Origin of the sequence: Rhodococcus xishaensis (assembly GCF_004011825.1) — a bacterium.
Classification (GTDB): Bacteria; Actinomycetota; Actinomycetes; order Mycobacteriales; family Mycobacteriaceae; genus Prescottella; species Prescottella xishaensis.
Window position 1 is genome coordinate 426,060 of the sequence record NZ_RKLO01000002.1, and the last position, 19,816, is coordinate 445,875.

20 protein-coding genes are annotated in these 19,816 nt (G+C 66.8%); 10 read left to right on the plus strand and 10 right to left on the minus strand.

All coding sequences use genetic code 11. From position 1 onward, the window contains the following. Positions 1–13 precede the first annotated feature (13 nt). From sufD to EGT50_RS06395, 6 genes are read left to right on the plus strand one after another with little or no spacing between them, the layout of a single operon-like run. The gene (sufD, locus tag EGT50_RS06370; RefSeq protein WP_127952266.1) at positions 14–1,225 is read left to right on the plus strand and encodes a Fe-S cluster assembly protein SufD; all 1,212 of its coding nucleotides are present in this window, start codon (positions 14–16) and stop codon (positions 1,223–1,225) included. 55 nt (positions 1,226–1,280) lie between these two features. Continuing rightward, on the plus strand, positions 1,281–2,063 hold the full coding sequence (gene sufC / locus EGT50_RS06375; RefSeq protein WP_127951724.1) for a Fe-S cluster assembly ATPase SufC: 783 nt from the start codon (positions 1,281–1,283) through the stop codon (positions 2,061–2,063). A 4-nt stretch (positions 2,064–2,067) separates the two neighbouring features. Next, entirely contained in the window at positions 2,068–3,330 is a 1,263-nt protein-coding gene (locus EGT50_RS06380; RefSeq protein WP_127951725.1) for a cysteine desulfurase, read from the plus strand. A 2-nt stretch (positions 3,331–3,332) separates the two neighbouring features. After that, complete coding sequence (gene sufU, locus EGT50_RS06385) at positions 3,333–3,842, plus strand: Fe-S cluster assembly sulfur transfer protein SufU (RefSeq protein WP_127951726.1); 510 nt, start codon at positions 3,333–3,335, stop codon at positions 3,840–3,842. Continuing rightward, positions 3,839–4,252: a metal-sulfur cluster assembly factor gene (locus EGT50_RS06390; RefSeq protein ID WP_127951727.1), complete on the plus strand. Its 414-nt coding sequence runs from the start codon at positions 3,839–3,841 to the stop codon at positions 4,250–4,252. Before sufU ends, EGT50_RS06390 begins: the two co-directional genes overlap by 4 nt. Continuing rightward, on the plus strand, positions 4,253–4,747 hold the full coding sequence (locus tag EGT50_RS06395; RefSeq protein WP_127951728.1) for a DUF1990 domain-containing protein: 495 nt from the start codon (positions 4,253–4,255) through the stop codon (positions 4,745–4,747). 4 nt (positions 4,748–4,751) lie between these two features. On the opposite strand, the gene ku is transcribed toward EGT50_RS06395, so the two are convergent. From ku to EGT50_RS06435, 8 genes are all read right to left on the minus strand, one after another. Further along, complete coding sequence (gene ku, locus EGT50_RS06400; RefSeq protein ID WP_127951729.1) at positions 4,752–5,579, minus strand: non-homologous end joining protein Ku; 828 nt, start codon at positions 5,577–5,579, stop codon at positions 4,752–4,754. Positions 5,580–5,665: 86 nt separating this feature from the next. After that, the gene (locus EGT50_RS06405) at positions 5,666–6,466 is read right to left on the minus strand and encodes an ESX secretion-associated protein EspG (protein WP_127951730.1); all 801 of its coding nucleotides are present in this window, start codon (positions 6,464–6,466) and stop codon (positions 5,666–5,668) included. After that, positions 6,463–7,725: a hypothetical protein gene (locus EGT50_RS06410; protein ID WP_127951731.1), complete on the minus strand. Its 1,263-nt coding sequence runs from the start codon at positions 7,723–7,725 to the stop codon at positions 6,463–6,465. Before EGT50_RS06410 ends, EGT50_RS06405 begins: the two co-directional genes overlap by 4 nt. 71 nt (positions 7,726–7,796) lie before the next feature. Continuing rightward, on the minus strand, positions 7,797–8,396 hold the full coding sequence (locus tag EGT50_RS06415; RefSeq protein WP_127951732.1) for a DUF3558 family protein: 600 nt from the start codon (positions 8,394–8,396) through the stop codon (positions 7,797–7,799). 19 nt (positions 8,397–8,415) lie between these two features. Further along, entirely contained in the window at positions 8,416–9,003 is a 588-nt protein-coding gene (locus EGT50_RS06420) for a DUF3558 domain-containing protein (RefSeq protein ID WP_235870611.1), read from the minus strand. Beyond that, positions 9,000–9,332: a hypothetical protein gene (locus tag EGT50_RS06425; protein WP_235870612.1), complete on the minus strand. Its 333-nt coding sequence runs from the start codon at positions 9,330–9,332 to the stop codon at positions 9,000–9,002. The genes EGT50_RS06420 and EGT50_RS06425 overlap by 4 nt, the downstream gene beginning before the upstream one ends. Positions 9,333–9,527: 195 nt before the next feature. After that, the gene (locus EGT50_RS06430; protein ID WP_408014616.1) at positions 9,528–10,676 is read right to left on the minus strand and encodes a lycopene cyclase family protein; all 1,149 of its coding nucleotides are present in this window, start codon (positions 10,674–10,676) and stop codon (positions 9,528–9,530) included. After that, positions 10,673–11,443, minus strand: a complete 771-nt coding sequence (locus EGT50_RS06435) for an SDR family oxidoreductase (RefSeq protein ID WP_127951736.1) — start codon at positions 11,441–11,443, stop codon at positions 10,673–10,675. Before EGT50_RS06435 ends, EGT50_RS06430 begins: the two co-directional genes overlap by 4 nt. Before the next feature lie 161 nt (positions 11,444–11,604). Between EGT50_RS06435 and EGT50_RS06440 the strand changes: the two genes are divergently transcribed. Both EGT50_RS06440 and EGT50_RS17215 read left to right on the plus strand, forming a co-directional pair. Then, on the plus strand, positions 11,605–13,236 hold the full coding sequence (locus tag EGT50_RS06440; RefSeq protein WP_127951738.1) for an ABC-F family ATP-binding cassette domain-containing protein: 1,632 nt from the start codon (positions 11,605–11,607) through the stop codon (positions 13,234–13,236). A 104-nt stretch (positions 13,237–13,340) separates the two neighbouring features. Then, positions 13,341–13,562 (plus strand): helix-turn-helix domain-containing protein, encoded by a 222-nt coding sequence (locus tag EGT50_RS17215; RefSeq protein ID WP_127951740.1) that lies wholly within the window; start codon positions 13,341–13,343, stop codon positions 13,560–13,562. A gap of 21 nt (positions 13,563–13,583) precedes the next feature. Here the strand turns inward: EGT50_RS17215 and EGT50_RS06450 are convergent, their stop codons facing one another. Together EGT50_RS06450 and acnA are read right to left on the minus strand one after the other, a co-directional pair. Next, complete coding sequence (locus EGT50_RS06450) at positions 13,584–14,150, minus strand: TetR/AcrR family transcriptional regulator (protein WP_127951742.1); 567 nt, start codon at positions 14,148–14,150, stop codon at positions 13,584–13,586. A 118-nt stretch (positions 14,151–14,268) separates the two neighbouring features. After that, on the minus strand, positions 14,269–17,070 hold the full coding sequence (acnA, locus tag EGT50_RS06455) for an aconitate hydratase AcnA (RefSeq protein ID WP_127951744.1): 2,802 nt from the start codon (positions 17,068–17,070) through the stop codon (positions 14,269–14,271). Positions 17,071–17,429: 359 nt separating this feature from the next. Here acnA and EGT50_RS06460 point away from each other — a divergent pair, with 359 nt between their 5' ends. After that, positions 17,430–17,999 (plus strand): Rv1476 family membrane protein, encoded by a 570-nt coding sequence (locus EGT50_RS06460; RefSeq protein ID WP_127951746.1) that lies wholly within the window; start codon positions 17,430–17,432, stop codon positions 17,997–17,999. 404 nt (positions 18,000–18,403) lie between these two features. After that, a complete protein-coding gene (locus tag EGT50_RS06465) occupies positions 18,404–19,765 on the plus strand; it encodes an NlpC/P60 family protein (RefSeq protein WP_127952275.1) in 1,362 nt (453 codons plus the stop codon). Positions 19,766–19,816: the final 51 nt, after the last annotated feature.

Below are 19,816 nucleotides of genomic sequence, written 5' to 3' on the forward strand. Positions count from 1 at the left end.
AGCGACCGCAGAGATGGCATCGAGCAAACCCGTGACCGGGGTGCAGGGCGCAGCGGCCGGCGAGAACGCCGTTCCCGCTACAAACAAGGGTGAGGTCTTCACCTCGTTCGACGTGAACGCGTTCGAGGTGCCTCGTGGCCGTGACGAGGCGTGGCGGTTCACCCCCCTCCGTCGTCTGCGCGGCCTGCACGACGGCACCGCCGCGGCGAACGGGGTGGTGGAACCGGCGATCGTGGAGGTCGAGGGCGACGTCACCGTCGAGACGGTCGGTCGCGATGACACGCGGCTCGGGCAGGGCGGTGTCCCGTTCGATCGCGTTGCTGCGCAAGCGTACTCATCTTTCGAGTCGGCGACCGTCGTGTCCGTCGGTCGGGAGACGGAGGTGGCCGCCCCGGTGCACATCACGGTGACGGGCCCGGGTGAGGGCAAGGTGGCGTTCGGGCACCTGCAGATCCGCCTCGAGGAGTTCGCGAAGGCGACCGTCATCCTGGACCAGAAGGGCAGCGGAACCTATGCGGAGAACATCGAATTCGTGCTTGGCGACAGCGCGTCGCTGACCGTCGTCGTCCTACAGGACTGGAACGACGACGCGGTTCACACCGCGGCGCACCATGCGATGCTCGGCCGTGACGCGGTGCTGCGACACACCTCGGTGAGCCTCGGCGGGGACCTGGTCCGCGTCACCCCGACCGTGAAGTACTCCGGCCCGGGTGGTGACGCCGAGATGCTCGGCCTGTACTTCGCCGACGCCGGCCAGCACTTCGAGCATCGTCTGCTCGTGGATCACTCGCAGCCGCACTGCAAGTCCAACGTCGTGTACAAGGGTGCGTTGCAGGGTGATCCGGCCTCGGATACTCACTCCGGCAAGTCGGACGCGCACACAGTGTGGGTCGGCGACGTGTTGATTCGGGCCGAGGCCGAGGGCACCGACACCTTCGAGCTCAACCGCAACCTCGTGCTCACCGACGGGGCTCGCGCCGACTCGGTACCGAATCTCGAGATTGAGACGGGCGAAATCGTCGGAGCCGGGCACGCCAGCGCCACGGGACGTTTCGACGACGAGCAGCTGTTCTACCTACGGGCCCGGGGCATTCCCGAGGACCAAGCCCGACGGCTGGTCGTGCGTGGCTTCTTCTACGAGATCATCAACCGCATTGCCGTCCCCGAGGTGCGCGAGCGTCTCGAGGCCGCCGTCGAAGCCGAACTGGCCGCAGTCGGCGTGTGATCCGGCCGGCCGCCCGTCCACCAAGAACTCCCAGATACCCGCATTAGGAAATCGAATGTCTACGCTTGAAATTCGCGACCTGCACGTCAACGTCGCCAACTCGGACGCCAGTGCCGAACCGATCAGCATCCTCAAGGGCGTCAACCTGACTGTCAGCTCGGGTGAGACCCACGCCATCATGGGCCCCAACGGCTCGGGCAAGTCCACGCTGTCGTACGCGATCGCCGGGCACCCCAAGTACGAGGTGACTGCTGGTTCCATCACGCTCGACGGCGAGAACGTTCTCGAGATGAGCGTCGACGAGCGCGCCCGCGCAGGCCTGTTCCTGGCGATGCAGTACCCGGTCGAGGTGCCCGGCGTGTCGATGTCGAACTTCCTGCGCACCGCCGCGACCGCGGTCCGTGGCGAGGCCCCGAAGCTGCGCCACTGGGTCAAGGAAGTCAAGGAGGCGATGTCGGTGCTCGAGATCGATCCGACGTTCGGTGACCGCAGCGTCAACGAGGGCTTCTCCGGTGGTGAGAAGAAGCGCCACGAGATCCTGCAGCTGGGACTGCTCGACCCGAAGATCGCGATCCTCGACGAGACCGACTCCGGTCTCGACGTCGACGCGCTGCGGGTGGTGTCCGAGGGCGTCAACCGCTACAAGGAGCACCATGACGGCGGGATCCTGCTGATCACGCACTACACCCGAATCCTGCGCTACATCAAGCCCGACTACGTGCACGTGTTCGTCGACGGGCGGATCGTCGAGTCCGGCGGCCCGGAGCTCGCCGACGAGCTCGAGGCCAACGGCTACGTGCGGTTCACGCAGGCGGCGGCGTCCGGGGCAGGGGCGTGACCGGATGACCACCACGGCGGCCGAGCTGGACGTCACCAGGATCCGGGAGGACTTCCCGATCCTGGGGCGGACCGTGCGCGACGGAAAGCGCTTGGTGTACTTGGATTCCGGCGCGACTTCGCAGCGCCCGGTACAGGTGCTCGACGCCGAGCGTGAGTTCCTGACCACGTGCAACGCAGCGGTGCACCGCGGTGCTCATCAGCTGGCCGAAGAAGCCACCGACGCGTACGAGGGCGCGCGTGCGGCGATCGCCTCGTTCGTCGAGGCCGATCCGGACGAGCTGGTCTTCACCAAGAATGCAACCGAGGCGCTCAACCTGGTCGCGTACGTCTTCGGCGACGACCGGTTCGACAGGGTCGTCGGACCGGGCGACGAGATCGTCGTCACCGAACTCGAACACCACGCGAATCTTGTTCCGTGGCAGGAGCTTGCGCGCCGCACCGGTGCGACGCTGCGCTGGTACGGGATCACCGACGACGGCCGCATCGATCTGGACTCGCTCGAACTGAGCGACAAGGTCAAGGTTGTCGCGTTCACGCACCAGTCGAACGTGACCGGCGCGATCTCCCCGGTCACCGAGTTGGTGCGACGGGCGCGAGCCGTGGGTGCGGTCACGGTACTCGACGCGTGCCAGTCGGTTCCGCACATCGCCGTCGACTTCCGCTCCCTCGGTGTGGATTTTGCAGCATTTTCCGGACACAAGATGCTTGGTCCGTCCGGCGTCGGTGTCCTGTACGGACGCCGCGAGCTGCTGACGTCGATGCCGCCGTTCATCACGGGCGGCTCGATGATCGAGAAGGTCACGATGGCGGGCAGCACCTACGCGGCACCGCCCCAACGGTTCGAGGCCGGTGTGCCGATGACCTCGCAGGCCGTCGGTCTCGGTGCGGCCGTCAAGTACCTGAGCGACATAGGCATGGATGCGATCGCACGGCACGAGCACCTGCTCGTGTCGGCTGCCCTCGAGGGTCTGGCCGACATCGGCGGTGTGCGGATCATCGGGCCCGCCGACACCGTGAATCGCGGTGGGGCTGTGTCTTTCGTCGTGGACGGCATCCACGCGCACGACCTCGGGCAGGTCCTCGATGACGACGGCGTGGCAGTGCGCGTCGGCCACCACTGCGCGTGGCCGATGCACCAGCGGTTCGGCATAGCCGCGACGGCGCGTGCATCGTTCGCGCTGTACAACACCCTCGACGAGGTCGAGGCGCTCGTCGCCGGCGTCCGGCGTGCGCAGAACTTCTTCGGCGTGGGAGGAGGTGCCTGACGGTGCGCCTCGAACAGATGTACCAGGAAGTGATCCTGGACCACTACAAGCACCCGCACGGTCGGGGACTGCGGGCGCCGTTCGGCGCCGAGGTCCATCACGTCAACCCAACGTGTGGTGACGAGATCACGCTGCGTGCCCATCTCTCCGTCGGCGAGGACGGCCGATTCGTCGTCGACGACGTCTCGTACGACAGCCAGGGCTGCTCGATCAGCCAGGCGTCGACCTCGGTGCTCTACGACCAGATCGTGGGGATGCCGCTCGAAGAGGCGCTGCGCACCGTCGAAGAGTTCAACCTGATGGTCAGCAGCCGCGGTACCGTCGAAGGCGACGAGGATGTGCTGGGAGACGGCATCGCGTTCAGCGGGGTGTCGAAGTACCCGGCCCGCGTCAAATGCGCTCTGCTGGGATGGATGGCCTTCAAGGACGCGGTTGTTCGTATCGTCGAGGACCCCGATCGTGACGGCCCTACTGAAGACGACGTTGCTCGAACCGGAGGACAAGCATCATGACCGACACCCAGGCCGAGCAGGCCCAACCCGAGAACGAGGCTCCGACCTCCGAGACGCCGGCCGCGGAGTACGGCGCGACCGTGACGCCGGAGCGCCTCGACGAGCTCGAGGAGGCGATGCGCGACGTCGTCGACCCCGAACTCGGCATCAACGTCGTCGATCTCGGTCTGGTGTACGACTTCAAGGTCGAAGACGCAGACGGCGTCGACACCGTCACGCTCGACATGACCTTGACATCGGCCGCGTGCCCGCTGACCGACGTTATCGAGGAGCAGTCACGTCGCGCACTGGTCAACTCCGGCCTGTGTGACGAGCTGAAGATCAACTGGGTTTGGATGCCGCCTTGGGGTCCGGACAAGATCACCGAGGACGGCCGCGAGCAGCTACGTGCCCTCGGGTTCACGGTCTGAATGTCCCCCCGGGTCGACCGGGAGCTGACTTACCCGGAGGTCGGTGCCACCGCTGGTGAGCTACCGTCCGGGTACCGACACGTTCGGAGATCGATCCATCTCGGACGCGGTGAGGACACGTTCCTCGCCGCGTCCGAGGCGTTACTGGGCTGGAACATGCATCGCCGGGCCGGGCTGCGCGTCCACGCGGACACCCCGACCGTCGAGCCCGGAACCGACGTGGTTCTGCGTTGGTTCGGATTCACTATCCCGTGCCGTGTCGTCTACGTGGTCGACCAACCCAACCGCCGCGGATTCGCGTACGGAACCCTGTCCGGGCATCCGGAATCCGGGGAGGAGCGATTCTGCGTCGAGCGCGATGCCGACGGGACCGTGCAGGCGACCATCACGGCGTTTTCGCGTCCCGGACGGTGGTTCACCCGGCTCGGAGATCCGATTGCCCGCGCCGTCCAGCGGCACATGACCAGGCGCTATCTCCGGGCCTTCTCCGGCTGACGGTTCAGGCGCGCTTGCGGCGGGTCTTCTTCGCGGTTGCGGGTTTGGCTTCCTCCCCGGCCGCATCGAGGCTGCGTTGCAGGGCCGCGACAAGATCGACAACCTCGGCGTCCGCCCCCGCCTCGGTCTGTTCGGCCGCCGGGATGACCTTCTCGCCGCTCCGGATCGCCTCGTCGATCAGTTGCCGCAGCTGGGTCTGGTAGTCGTCGGTGTATTCCGTCGGATCGAAGTCGTCGGCCATGCTCTCGACGAGCGTGCCCGCCATCTTCAGCTCCTTCGGCTGCGGATCCTGGGCGTCGCCCAGTGATGGGAACTCGGCCGCACGGACCTCGTCAGGCCATAGCAGGGTCTGGATCACCAGCACACCATCACGCTCGCGCAGCGCGGCGAGACGAGTCTTTTGCCGGAGCGTGAAGTGCACGAGTGCGGTGCGTTCCGTCTGGGCAAGTGTCTTCGCCAGCAGCACGTACGCCTTCGGTGACGACGAGTCCGGCTCGAGGTAGTAGCTCTTCTCGAAGAGGATCGGGTCGATCTGCTCAGTGGGGACGAACTGCAGCACCGGGATCTCGTGCTTCTCGGCCGCCGGCAACTTGTCGAAGTCCTCGTCGGTCAGGATGACGCGGTCACCCTCCTCGGAGTCGTAGGCCTTGTCGATGTCGGCGAACTGCACCGTCTGCCCGCACTCGCTGCACACGCGGTTGTACCTGATCCGTCCGCCATCCTTGGCGTGGACCTGGTGGAAACGGATGTCGTGGTCCTCGGTCGCGGAATACACCTTGACCGGTACGTTGACCAGCCCGAACGCGATGGAACCCTTCCAGATCGATCGCATGCCCCACTATCACGCAGATCGATGCCGCGTGTGACCGAGGTCCGAAGATCATCACCATCTCGATACATTGGGCTGCCGCAGGTCAGCTACCTGAGAGACCAGTTGTGCCCGGTTTCAGAGGGTCGGCGGTCAACCGCCCCATTGTCGGCGAGTGCCTTCCGGACGCGTTCTTCCAGCATGTCCGCCAGGACCGCAGTGGTGGCCGAACGGAGCCGCACGAGTTGGTCTGTGTAGTAGAGGTAGCGTCCATCGCCCGCGACGTCGAACCAGGTCAGGGAGTCGACGATGGGATCGTAGGCGCCTTGCCACGGTCGGTGGAGGCAGACGTAGCCGGCGGCGGTCCGGCGAGCCAGGATCCGTTTCAACAGGGGTGCACCGGCGATGGTCGCGTTGTGCAGAACGCCGTTGCCGAGAGACTCGGCGTGCGGATCGTTGGCGCGCAGGTCGTCGGGGTGGGCGTCGACCGCGGCGGTACGTCCCGCAGGCACCTCCGGAAGTTCGTGGAGGATATCGCGAGCGAACTGCCGGAGGTCGGGTGCACGTGATCCGGGCCGGACCCGAATGCGCAGGTCGCCGGTTCCGGTGGTGGAGGGCAGCTGATCGGCGACTACGCTGACTCCACCGCGGACGGCTCCGCGGCGTAGCACGGGATTGGTGTCCGGGGAGTAGACGCTGACGGATACCGCGGGATGGCGAAGGATCGCGATCGCGTCCCGGAGCTGGTGGTCGGGTTGTTCGGCACGCCACCGTTCCAACCGTTGCTGTTCGACGTGCAGTTCGCTTTCGAGTCGCGCCGCGGTACGGTGCTCGAACGGGTGCGGCATTCTGTCGAGATCCGTTGCCTCCCACAGGTGCATGAATTGCGCGGAGGACAGCTGCCAGTTCATGCTCCGAGCACCGGGGGAGCCACCGGGTGGAGGTCACCGATCAACTCGTTGCCGTTGTCCATGTTGATGAGGTAGTCGGGTGTCTTGTGCTCCGTGTCGTCATCTGGCCTGGCGCCGCGTCCACCCATGGGGACTCCCATGCCCATTCCAGAGCCGGGACGGGTCGTGCCCGGTTTGGCGGCTGCCCCGCCCGGAGCGGCACCTGCCCCGGCTCCTGTGGCTCCTCCGGCGGCAACACCGGGCGCGAGTGCGCTGGAACCGATTGCGGCGCTGGGGCTGTCGTACCTGCCCGTGCCTGCACTTCCGGCCGTGACACCACCACCGAACCCACTTGCGCCGCCGCTCGAACCACCGGTTCCGGGCGTGCCGCTTTGTGGCCCAGTGGCGTTCGCGGCGAAGGTTGACAACAGTGAATTGGCCCTGCCCTGCGTGTCGGGTGGAATGCCCGCCCCCGCACCGGTTGCAGCGTCCTCCGTGGTGGCCGCCTGTGTGGATTCGGCGTCGCCCACTCCGGGGTCGGTCGACTCGTTCGAGTCGGCGGAGCCCGTACCCGAATTCGCAGCGTCACCTTGGGGTGGGGCAGCGGTCCCGGTCCAGCCGCCGGTTTCGAACCCCTGAGCTCCGGGGATCGTGGGCGGGGGCAGGATCGCCGGGACATTCGTGCCGGCGTCGATGAAGCTGGGCTTGTAGATGCGCTCGAGGATATCGGCCGCCTCGCGCCGCTGCTCTTCCTGCTGTGCTTTGGCCTCGACAGCACTCCTGGCGCTGGTCAGGAGTAGCAGGGGCTGCATGTCGGCAAGGAGACTTTGCACCCGTGGTTTCACATCGCTCGCGGCGCTGCTCGCCTGCTGGAGCTTGAGGCTGATCGTTCGGAGTGACGCATGAGTGTTGTTGACCGGGTCCATCATCCGTTCGATCGCAGCGTTCGCGGCGTCCGCCGCGGCACCCTCCCACTGGGTGCTACCGGTGATGCGCTCGAGGTTCGTCAAACCCCAGACGATGTTGAATGCGCTTGCCACGGAGAGGTACCTGTGTGCAAGGTCCATGATCATGCCGGCGTCGAGGGCGGAGACCTTGGCCGCCATCTCCTCACGACTGAGCCCCACGAATACATCCGGGTCCGTTACGTAGGGGGCATCGACTTCCAGATCGACGGTGTCACCGATTTGCTCGATGCTGGTGTCGAGACGGTCGCGCTCGATCGCCCCGGCGCCGCCGAGCGGCGCCGCTACGAGGTCGGCTAGATCCTTGTTGGTCATGCTCAGTCCCCCAGGTAGATGGCGTGCAACGATCTCGGGGCGCCCGGATCCCGGCGCGCCGCTCTTGCTCCCTACGCCCCCTCAGGTAGATAGCGGGCGATGATGCTTGCGGTCTCCTCGATCCCGATGCACCGCTCTTCCTCGGTGTTCTGGTCCGATCGCGTGCGGAAGAAGACGCGGGAAACACCCAGGATGCCGTAGCTGGTCTCGATACTCACCGCGCAGCTGAGCGAGTTTGGTACCTCGAGCAGGGCCCGGCGCCCGTCGAGCATGATCGGCGTTGCGTAGTCCTTTGACTTTTCCTGCTGTTCGGCGAAGGTGATGTTTCCCGAGAGCAGACTCAGCGCGTACTGCCTTTGTGGAGTTCTGAACCCGCAGATCAGGAAGGTGTGATAGTCGGCGGCGACGACGTCTTCGTCCTTGGACTTCGGGTCGTAGCCCGCCTCCACGAGCGCGTCATCGGGGATGTCGAGGCACGGATCGAACGTCACCAGCGGTCGATCCGACTGATCAACATGACGCGGCACCCGGACGGTCGGGGTCGGCGACACTGTGTCCGACTCTGCCGCATCCGATATCGCCACCGCCTCCGGAGTCTCCGTGCCCGCGCCGCAGGCCGCCAGGATCGAGGTCGTCACAAGCAGTGCTGCAACGGCTGTGCGGTGCAGCATCACTGGCCAGCTTCCATGTCTACTGGCCCTCGGGCAGGTAGCGGGCGATGATGCGAGCGGTGTCCTCGATCCCGACGCACTGCTCTTCTTCCACGTTCTGGTCCGACCGAGAGGGGAAGAAGCTCCGCGAGACGATCAGGATGCCGTAGCCCGTTTCCATGCTCACCGCGCAATGACCCTCGGTTGGTATCTCGAGCAGTGCGCGGCGCCCGTCGAACTCGATCGGCGTGGAGTAGTCCTTCGCCTTCTCCTGTTCTTCGGCGAAGGTGATGTTCGAGGAGTACACACCCAGCCCGTACTGGCGTTGCGGGGTGTCGAAATCGCACATCAGGAATGTGTGGTAGTCGGCGGCGACCAGATCCTCGTCCTTGGACTGCGGGTCGTAGCCGGCCTCCACGAGTGCCTCATCGGGGATGTCGAGACAGGGATCGAACACCACCAGCGGCCGATCCGACTGATCCACATGGCGCGGCACCCGGGTGGTCGGGGACGGTGACACTGTGTCCGATGCCGGCGCCGCCTCAGGTGCGGCGACGGGAGACCCGCAGGCGGTAAGGATCGATGCGAGCACCAGGAGAGTGCCGACCGACGCGCGATGCAGCTTCACTGATCCGCCCCCGAAACGAGACTGCCGAGTGCTTGGGCGACCTGACCATCGGTGTCGGCGAACGCCTCACCACCGGCCGCGAACGCCTCCCGCATGGCCAATATGACGGCTCGGTAGTCCTGGAGCCGCTGATCGACGGTCACCGCCTTGCCGGAGTACCCGGCGGCGAGTTGGTGCCCGATCTGGAACTCGCCGAAACCGCCGACGTGGTGAAGGCCCCTCGCTTCGTTGATTGCGTCGTCGAGCGAGTCGAGCACCTGGTCGCAGATGCGCACGCACTGCTCGATTGCTTCCGGTTCGAGGTGCAGCCCCATCAATCCCCCCGTCATGAGCGTGGCTCCCTCGGCCGCCCACGGGAATAATACGTGGGCCTTGCATCCGCCTGAGCTGCGGGCTGAGTTTGCCCTAGCCCGAACGCGTCCTATTCCTCAACCGCGCTGACCGTTGGCGTTACCCCCATGCCCTCCGGATGCTCAACGACTGTGTAGCAGGCGATCTCGCGAGATGGAAGGTGCTGAGCATCCCTATCCAGCTGATCCTGGGTCTCGACCGGGCGATACCCGTCGGACACCGACGCGTACCAACGTTCGGCGGATGGGCGGGTCCGCGGTACGGAACAACTCCCACATCGTGCGCATCGTCCCGGCCGCGTCGGCGCGACGCGACAGATACGCGCGCTGGCGTTCCACGGGCAAGGAGAAGAAGGCGTCGAAGAACTCGGCGGTGTGGGGGGGATCGAGATGGAGAAGTGCGGACAGCCCGACCTCTCGCAACGACTGGACGAGGCGAGCTTTCCGCGGCCACAACGCCTTTGCGGGATCCTGGCCGGAGGTGAGGGCACGGACGACGTCGTCGGCCGCTCCCAGGGAGGCCGCGACGCTGTACCCGGTGGCCGGGTGGATCAGGCCCGCCCGGGCCCCGAACGTGAACCCGTCGGAGCGGGAACGTGGGGCTTGTACCGGGAAGCGGACCCGCTCCTCACTGAGGTTCGGGGAGAGGTCGACCCCACGGTTGGCCAGGCGGGCCTCGAGCCTGCGACGGAGTTCGTCGACGGGCAGACCGGGACGGCCGACGAGGCAGGTTTCCTCGACCAGGACCGTACCGTTGCCCAGCGGCACCGCATACAGGAACGACGGCGGATCACCAGGCGCGGTGCCGTTGTCGCGGCGCCAGTCCATGAACCAGCAGGAGGCGCCGCCCAGGGCCGGGTCCGCCACCGCGTCGGGCAACACGAGTCCGAAGGCGGTCTGCTCGGCCAGCGCCGGGTCCGGGCGCATTCCGCGGGCGTCGACCACCCGGGCCGCACGGATCTCGGTGCCGTCGCGCAACTCGACCGTGTCCGCACTGATCGCGGCGGCGACCCCGGGGACGACACGGACGTCGTCGAGGTCGAGCCGGCGTAGCAGCGCGGAGTTGTCGAGCACGCAGTAGGCGCGGTCGAGAACCCTTGTGCGGCCGGCCCAGACGTGGGGATCGGGCGTCGTCACCCGAAGCGCACCGGAGCCGAGCCACCCGGGCAGTTCGTCCACCCATGCCGCGTAGGTCGACGCCCACGGCCGGTCGGGGTTCGGATCGACACCGACGACCTTCAGTCCAGCGCGGGCGGAGCGATGCGCAAGAGCGCGGCCGGCGGGACCGAGCCCGACGACAGCGACATCCGCCCTTGCGCTCAGAACGAGCCCGTCGCGAGCAGCCCTCCGTCCACCCGGACCGTCTCGCCGGTGATCCACTCGGCGGCGTCGGAGACGAGGAACCCAACCAAGCCCGCGACGTCCTCGGGTGTGCCCAGTCGCTTCATCGGGTAGATCGACGACGCCTGATCCTCTCCGGCCGCGACCAGCGCCGCGGCGAACTTGGTCTTCACCACCCCCGGAGCAACCGCATTGACGCGGATCTTCGGGCCCAGCTGCCACGCGAGCTCCTCGGTGAGCCGGATGAGAGCGGCCTTCGATGCGCCGTAAGCGGCGATGACGCCGGTCGACCGGATGCCCGCGACACTAGCCAGGTTCACGATCGAGCCGCCGTGTTCACCCATCCACGCCCGGTACGCCTCCTGCACGTATCCGAGTGCTGCGACCACGTTGACGTCGAAGATCTTGCGGACAGCGTCGAGGTCGGCCTCCATCAGCGTGCCGTAGACCGGGTTGATGCCGGTGTTGTTGATCAGGATGTCGAGGGAGCCGAGCTCGGAAACCGTCCGTGCGACCGCGTCTTGCCGGGCGTCGGCGTCACCCGAGTTGCCGGCCATAGCAATCACCTGGCCGCCGTGCCCGAGGGCACGCAGTTCCTTCGCGGCCTCGTCGAGCGGATCGGGCTTGCGGGCGGTGACGACGACGTTCGCTCCGCGGGCGAGGAGTTCGGCTGCAATGCCCTTGCCGATGCCACGGCTGGCGCCGGTGACGAGAGCGTTGCGTCCCTGCAGGTCCTTCTCACGAGTCATGCCATCGAACGTTAGCGGAGTCACTCCGCAGGTGCTCGGCTGCGGGTCGGGACCAGGCTAGACTCGGGTCTTCGTGTGCTCGCCACCGGCACAGCGGTGCCCGTGGGTCGCGCCCCACGCGCCCGAGCCTTTCAACTGCTTGTTCGTTCGAGGAGTCCTTCTTGATTACCGCCACCGACCTGGAAGTTCGCGCCGGTGTCCGGACGCTGCTTTCTGCTCCTGGATCGGCGCTGCGAGTGCAGGCGGGCGATCGGATCGGCCTGGTCGGGCGCAACGGCGCCGGCAAGACCACCACCCTGCGGATCCTCGCGGGCGAGGCGGAGCCCTACGCCGGTGCCGTCGTAGGTAGCGGCGACCTCGGTTACCTGCCGCAGGACCCCAAGGAGGGTGACCTCGAGGTGCTCGCGAAGGACCGGGTGCTCTCGGCGCGTGGGCTCGACGAGATCCTCCGGAAGATGGAAAAGCAGCAGGCCATCATGGCCGAAGCTGTGGACGAGGCACAGCGTGACCGGGCCGTCCGAAAGTTCGGCAACCTCGAGGAGCGTTTCTCCGCGCTCGGCGGATACGTTGCCGAGTCCGAGGCCGCTCGCATCTGCAACAGCCTGGGCCTACCGGACCGGATTCTGAACCAGCAGCTCAGGACACTCTCGGGCGGGCAGCGTCGGCGCGTCGAACTCGCGCGCATCCTCTTCGCCGCGTCAGACGGATCGGGCGGCAAGTCGAACACGACACTGCTGCTCGACGAGCCCACCAACCACCTCGACGCCGACTCCATCACATGGCTGCGGGGCTTTCTGCAGAACCACGACGGCGGCCTGATCGTGATCAGCCACGACGTCGACCTTCTCGCGGACGTCGTCAACAAGGTGTGGTTCCTCGATGCGGTTCGCGGGGAAGCGGACGTGTACAACATGGGCTGGAAGAAGTACCTCGATGCTCGTGCCACAGATGAGGCGCGCCGTCGACGTGAGCGAGCCAATGCCGAGAAGAAGGCCGGCGCGTTGCGTGCCCAGGCCGCGAAGCTCGGCGCCAAGGCCACCAAGGCGACCGCGGCGCAGAACATGGCCAAGCGCGCTGACAAGCTGATGGCGGAACTCGACGACGTTCGTGTCGCCGACAAGGTCGCGCACATTCGGTTCCCCGAGCCCGCCCCGTGCGGCAAGACCCCGCTGATGGCCGAGGAACTCACCAAGGTCTACGGGTCGCTCGAGATCTTCACCGGTGTCGACCTCGCGATCGATCGTGGCTCGCGTGTGGTGATCCTCGGGCTCAACGGAGCGGGCAAGACGACGCTGCTGCGCCTGCTCGCGGGCGTCGAGACCCCCGACCTCGGCGAGTTGGTGCCGGGCCACGGCCTGAAGGTCGGCTACTTCGCGCAGGAGCACGACACCCTCGACGACGAGGCGACGGTGTGGGAGAACATCCGGCACGCTGCGCCCGATGCGGGGGAGCAGGACCTGCGAGGACTCCTGGGTGCCTTCATGTTCACCGGACCGCAGCTCGAGCAACCCGCAGGGACGCTGTCCGGTGGTGAGAAGACCCGTCTGGCACTGGCCGGGCTGGTGTCGTCGGCGGCGAACGTGCTTCTCCTCGACGAGCCGACCAACAACCTCGACCCCGTCTCACGTGAACAGGTGCTCGACGCGCTGCGCAGTTACACTGGTGCGGTCGTTCTCGTCACGCACGATCCGGGCGCCGCGGAGGCCCTGAACCCGGAGCGCGTGATTATGCTGCCCGACGGCACAGAGGACCATTGGTCGCAGGAGTACCTGGAACTCATCCAGCTCGCGTGAATCGTCCAAATCCCCTGGCAGGGAAGATTTCCGTGGTGTTGATGACCCGTCCGTGAGTGATCTAGCCTGGAGGGCGGGACTCGTTCAGCCGACCGGAGGACGCCATGGCGGAGACCACGGGGATCTCGAGGGGGGCCCGAATCACCGGGGAATCGCGTGACAAGCTCCGCGAAGACTTGAAGGAACAATACGAAGCGGGCGCAAGTATCAGAACGCTCGCCGAGCAAACTGGCCGCTCGTACGGATTCATCCACAATGTCCTTGTCGAAGCCGACGTCACCCTGCGGCGACGGGGTGGGCCGAACAGGCACAAGCGAACCGAGTGAGGCCGGAGCACCGGCCCGACTTCAGTCGTTCCGGCGCACCGATTCCTCGACGAGATCGAGGACGGCCGCTAGATTCTCGGCGCCGTGTCCGGATGCGATGCGGGCGATGAGCCCATCGAGGACCAGGTCGAGGTAGTCCACCAGGACGTCGGTGGGCAGATCCTCGCGTAGCCGTCCGGCTGACTTCTGGTGCTCGAGCCGCCGAACCGTGGCCTCGGTGAGTTCGACGCTGCGCTGGGTCCAGTCCCGTGCGAACTCGGGGTCGGTGCGCAGGCGCCGGGCGATCTCGAGGCGGGTGCCGAGCCAATCGAACTGCTCGGGCGAGGCCAGCATGTCGCGCATCACCTGCACCAGACCGCCCTCGGCGACGACGTCGGCCATCCGCTTCGCGTCCTCGTTGGCCAGTGCAAGGAACAGTCCGTCCTTGTCCTTGAAGTGGTGGAAGATCGCGCCACGCGACAGCCCGGTGGTCTCTTCGAGTCGCCGCACGGTGGCGCCGTCGTAGCCGTACTGCGCGAAGCACTGGCGGGCCCCGTCGAGAATCTGGCTCCGTCGCGCCGCGAGATGGTCCTCACTGACCTTCGGCACAGCCGACATCCTTTCGTCCGATACCGCTTTCGTCCGATACCGCAACGGCGGGCTCGAGACCGACGTCCCGAGCCCGCCGTCAGCGCAGTGGGTGATCGCTGATCACACGATCAGGTGACTAGCCCCGGATCATGTTGCGCAGCACGTACTGCAGGATGCCGCCGTTGCGGTAGTAGTCCGCCTCACCGGGGGTGTCGATGCGGACGACCGCGTCGAACTCGACCTTACTGCCGTCGGCCTTGGTCGCGGTGACGCGCACCGTGCTCGGTGTGGTGCCCTCGTTCAGCTTCTCGATGCCCTCGATGTCGAAGACCTCGGTGCCGTCCAGTCCCAGCGACGCAGCAGACTCGCCGGCCGGGAACTGCAGCGGGATGACGCCCATGCCGATCAGGTTCGAGCGGTGGATGCGCTCGAACGACTCGGTGATGACGGCCTTGACGCCGAGGAGTCGGGTTCCCTTGGCGGCCCAGTCACGGGACGAGCCGGAGCCGTATTCCTTGCCGCCCAGGACGACCAGCGGGACGCCGGCCTTCTGGTAGTTCTGCGACGCATCGTAGATGAACGCCTGAGGCGCACCCTCCTGGGTGAAGTCGCGGGTGTAGCCACCCGAGACACCGTCCAGCAGCTGGTTCTGCAGGCGGATGTTCGCGAACGTGCCGCGGATCATCACCTCGTGGTTGCCGCGCCGCGAGCCCAGGGAGTTGTAGTCCTTGCGCTCGACGCCGTGAGAGTCGAGGTACTGCGCGGCCGGGGTACCGGGCTTGATCGGGCCGGCCGGGCTGATGTGGTCGGTGGTGACCGAGTCACCGAGCAGCGCCAGCACACGCGCGCCCTTGACGTCGGTGACCGGAGCGGGGTCCATGGTCATGCCATCGAAGTACGGCGCCTTGCGGACGTAGGTCGAGTTCTCGTCCCACGCGAAGGTGTCGCCCTCCGGGGTGTCCAGGTTCTGCCAGCGGTGGTCGCCCTTGAAGACGTCCGCGTAGGACCTGCGGAACATGTCCTCGCTGATCGCCGACTTGATGGTGTCGTCGATCTCCTGGGCCGAAGGCCAGATGTCCTTCAGGAAGACGTCGTTGCCGTCGTTGTCCTGGCCCAGGGCGTCGTTCTCGAAGTCGAAGTCCATCGTGCCGGCCAGCGCGTAGGCGATGACGAGCGGCGGGGACGCCAGGTAGTTCATCTTGACGTCGGGGGAGATACGACCCTCGAAGTTGCGGTTGCCCGAGAGGACCGCAGTGACCGACAGATCGTTGTCGTTCACGGCCTTGGAGATCTCTTCAGGCAGCGGGCCGGTGTTGCCGATGCAGGTGGTGCAACCGTAACCGCCCAGGTAGAAACCGAGCTTCTCGAGGTACGGCCACAGGCCGGCCTTCTCGTAGTAGTCGGAGACGACCTGCGAACCCGGGGCCATGTTGGTCTTGACCCACGGCTTGGTCGCGAGGCCCTTCTCGACCGCGTTGCGGGCCAGCAGCGCGGCACCGAGCATCACTGACGGGTTCGAGGTGTTGGTGCAGGACGTGATTCCCGCGACGACGACCGCGCCGTGGTCGAGCACGAAGTCACCGCGCTCCTCCGAACGGACCTGGACCGGGTTGGACGGACGGCCATCCGTTCCGTTCGCGGCGGACGGGATGTCAGCGTCGTCGTGCGCGGTCGAGTGCTCGACCGGATCGGACGCCGGGAACGACTCCTCGACAGCCTCGTCGAGCGCGGAGTGCGCAGCCTCGGCACCGTTGGTGACGTAGGTGATGATGTCGCGACGGAAGGCGTCCTTCGAGTCCGAGAGCAGGATGCGGTCTTGGGGACGCTTCGGGCCGGCGATCGACGGCACGACGGTGCCCAGATCCAGCTCGAGGTACTCGGAGTACGCGGGCTCACGGTCCGCGTCGTGCCACATGCCCTGCTCTTTGGCGTATGCCTCGACGAGCGCGAGCTGCTCGTCGCTACGGCCGGTCAGACGCAGGTAGTTGATCGTCTCGCCGTCGATCGGGAAGATCGCGGCGGTCGAGCCGAACTCGGGGCTCATGTTGCCCAGCGTGGCGCGGTTGGCGAGCGGCACCTCGGCGACACCCTTGCCGTAGAACTCGACGAACTTGCCGACCACGCCGTGCTTGCGCAGCATGTCGGTGACGGTGAGCACGACGTCGGTGGCGGTCACGCCCGGCTTGATCTCGCCGGTCAGCTTGAAGCCGACGACGCGAGGGATGAGCATGGAGACCGGCTGGCCGAGCATCGCGGCCTCAGCCTCGATGCCGCCGACGCCCCAGCCCAGTACACCCAGGCCGTTGACCATCGTGGTGTGCGAGTCGGTGCCGACGCAGGTGTCGGGGTACGCCTGGCCGTTGCGGGTCATGACGGTCGGTGCCAGGTACTCGATGTTGACCTGGTGGACGATGCCCATGCCCGGGGGGACGACCTTGAAGTCGTCGAACGCGCCCTGGCCCCAACGAAGGAACTGGTAGCGCTCGCCGTTGCGCTGGTACTCGAGGTCGACGTTGCGCTCGAGTGCGTCGGCGCGACCGAAGACGTCGAGGATGACCGAGTGGTCGATGACCATGTCGGCGGGGGAGAGGGGGTTGACCTTGTTCGGATCGCCGCCGAGCGTGGTGACGGCTTCACGCATGGTGGCGAGGTCGACGACGCAGGGAACGCCGGTGAAGTCCTGCATGATCACGCGTGCGGGCGTGAACTGGATCTCGACACTCGGGTCGGCAGAAGGATCCCAGTTCGCGATGGCCCGGATGTGATCGGCGGTGATGTTGGCGCCGTCCTCGGTGCGCAGCAGGTTCTCGGCGAGAACCTTGAGCGCGTACGGCAGCTTCTCGGTGCCGGGCACGGCCGAGAGGCGGAAGATCTCGTACGAGTTGTCTCCGACCTCTAGCGTTCCCTTGGCGCCGAACGAATCAATACTGGTGGTCACGTCAGCTCCACTCGTCTTTGAGGTTCGCCGTCGACGGGGCTGTGACGACGGCTGAAGCGAGGCACGCGAAACAGTGCCCGGTTCAGTCGGCGGACCGAACCCGACGGCTGCGCGGGCTTCTCGATGGCGAGTCTAACGGTACGCTTGTCCTGTGAGACTGCGGGGTCTGGCCATCGGAGTCGCCGACTGTCGGGTCGGCTCGCGCCGTCCCCAATCCTCACGCAGTCGGTGCACGCGCGCAACGGAGGGCGGCGCTGCGGTGACAAGTCGTCACGTAGTGTTATTCAGGCTGCACCCGCGCCTTTCCGACACCCACATGCACTGACACCCCGACACGCGACCCCGACACCGGATAAGAGATGCTTGCTCACATCGCGCCCGCCCGCCTGCCGCTCGCTGCCACGATCCCCGACGACGTGTCCGTCGATGCGGTGCTCGCGGATCTCGCTGCCGACCGTGTCTCGGCACCTGCCGCCGACATCGCCGGCCTGCGTGACGTGGTCGTCCGTGCACAGGAGCACGGAATCGATCTGAGTGTCGTCGTGCTCGACCGGGACCCGGCCCGCCCCGAACAGTTGCGCGACCTGGCGACGGAAGTCGGCATGGTCGAGGGCGGCACGGTCCTCGTTCTCAGTCCGTCGGCGCCGGGCACCTACAGCGACTCCATCAGCAGGGTCGTGCTCGAGGGCGCACAGGACCACACCTACACGGGCAATCCCGTGCAGTCGGCGAACAACTTCCTCGACGACATCACCGAGCCGCACCTTTCGTGGGGGCTGATCACCGCTCTGTTGGTGCTCGTTGTCGTACTCGTCGGCGGGGTGTCGTACGTGGCCAAGGTCCGTCGGGGGCCGTCCACCCCCAGCGTCGACTCCGGGGACGGCGACCCGGGCGCCGGGTCCAGCGACGAACGCGCTTCCGTCGACTGAGCGCACCACACATCTCTCGAGGCCCTGACGGGCACGAACCGTTCCGGGTTGCGCCCGGTCGAATCACCTCGGTCTTTGTGGCAAGAGTCCAACAGAGGGAACAAAGTGTCGTAACGTTCCTCATGACACTTCTGGGGAAGAAGTGTCACAGGAGTTGCTATGAAACTGATGTGACGGCTGCGCTGTGATGTGAACCTGCACGCCATCGGTGGTGGCATCGCCGGTGACGTGGCTCCCCTCGCGGATCGGTCCGACGTTCGACGTCGGTCGCAGCCGTAGGGAGGGGTGCTGTGGGGCGAAGGAGTTCACGCGCAGGCGCGCGACGCCCGGGTTTCCCCCGCGTGCGCCAGAGCCTGACACGGGCCTTTGTCGGTGCCGGCCTCGCCTGCACGTTGGTGGCGGGCATGCCCGGCGCCGCCCCCGCGGTTCCGCCACCGCCTCCCAACCCGTCCGATGCCGAGCTCGACAGTGGATACGCCCGGGTGTCGACCGGCGTTGCGCAGGTCAGTGATCTGATCAACCAGGTGGCGAGTGCGAACCAGGAACTCGCTCGACTTGACGACGAGGTCGCGATCAAGCGCGAGGACGTCAACCGGGCACTGGTCGACCTTCAAACCGCGCGCGACGAGGCCGACGCCGCCGGAGCGCTCGTGAACCAGAGCCGGCAAGCGCTGCAGGACGCGGGCGCGCGGATCGAGCAGGCTCGAGACCGCCTCACCGACTACGCCGTCGAGAGCTACACGAAGGGCCGCAACGTCGCCTCGCTGAACTCGTACCTCGGTGCCAAGGGCCCCGAGGACATCCTCGAGCGGGCACTGATCATGCGCCGCCTGGCTGCCGGCCAGAAGGCCGTCCTGGACAACCTGCAGCGGGCGCGAACCGAGCAGGCCAACCGGGAGTCGGCTGCGCGCGAGGCCAAGCGGCGTGCCGACGCCGCCGCGGACGCGGCGAATGCGAAGAAGGTCGAAGCCGAGCGGGCGATTGCCAGTGTTCACGCCGCTCTGGAGGAACAGGGGTCGCGAAAGGCGCAGGTGGAGGCCGCTCGGGACGCCGCACTGGTGCAGCTCGAGGCGGCGCGCAACCGCGTCGCGGGGCTGCAGGGGCAGCGCGATGCCTACATAGCGTGGGACAACCAGCGCAGGGTGGAGGAAGCAGCCGACGCCGCTGCTGCCGCGGCGGCCGCCGAATCAGCGCGCCGGGCGGCGGAGGACGGGGCCGCACAGGAGCGTGCCGCCCAGCTGGCGGACGGTCAGCGACCACACACCCAACTCGACGACGATTCCGGCGGGTGGACGCCGCCCGCCCAACCGGCCCCGGGTCCCGCGTTGCCCTCCGTGTCGGGGAGCGAGGCGATCGAGATCGTGATCGACCGCGGCATGTCGCAGCTCGGCGTTCCGTACGCGTGGGGCGGCGGCAATGCCATCGGCCCGACGCTCGGCATCCGAGACGGCGGCGTCGCGGACAGTTTCGGCGATTTCGACAAGGTGGGGTTCGACTGCTCCGGACTGATGATTTACGCCTTCGCCGGCATCGGGATTTCGTTGCCGCACTACTCCGGCTACCAGTACACGGCGGGTACCCAGGTGCCGTCGTCGCAGATGCGCCGCGGCGACATGATCTTCTACGGACCCAACGCGAGCAAGCATGTCGCGCTGTACCTGGGCGGCGGTCAGATGCTCGAGGCGTTCCAGTCGGGCACGGTTGTCAGGGTTTCCGCGGTGCGATGGGACGGGATGACCCCCTACGCTGTTCGTATGGTGTCCTAGCTCACGTCGTCCGCGTGCCGGGGTGTGCAGGTTCCTGGGATAGTTGGGCGG